This is a genomic window from Pseudomonas sp. SIMBA_068, assembly GCF_046534705.1.
Lineage (GTDB): Bacteria > Pseudomonadota > Gammaproteobacteria > Pseudomonadales > Pseudomonadaceae > Aquipseudomonas > Aquipseudomonas putida.
Window position 1 is genome coordinate 1 of the sequence record NZ_JAWRYI010000549.1, and the last position, 270, is coordinate 270.

At 55.9% G+C, this 270-nt stretch carries 1 protein-coding gene; it reads right to left on the reverse strand.

Annotated features, from left to right (window positions below; genetic code table 11):
• A partial coding sequence (locus SB756_RS30350) for a fumarylacetoacetate hydrolase family protein (RefSeq protein WP_410913273.1) occupies positions 1–270 on the reverse strand: 270 nt, incomplete at both ends.

Consider the following 270-nt stretch of genomic DNA (forward strand, 5'->3'; position numbering starts at 1 on the left):
AGAACACGCACGCGATCGCCTGGCTGTATTTCCACGCGCGCCTGTGGCGTGCCGAGCAGAATGGCATCGCCTGGATTCAGCATGGCAAATTCGCTCAGGGCACTCAGCAACTGTGCGGCGTTACGTTGTAAATCGGCGGTGTTCCAGTGATCGGCAGGACGCCCGTTGATCTCGGTATAGATAGTCAGATTATCGACATTGCTGAGAGCCACGGTTTCGCCAATGGGGCAGAATCCATCACGGCATTTTGCTTTGATTGCCGGGCGGTAA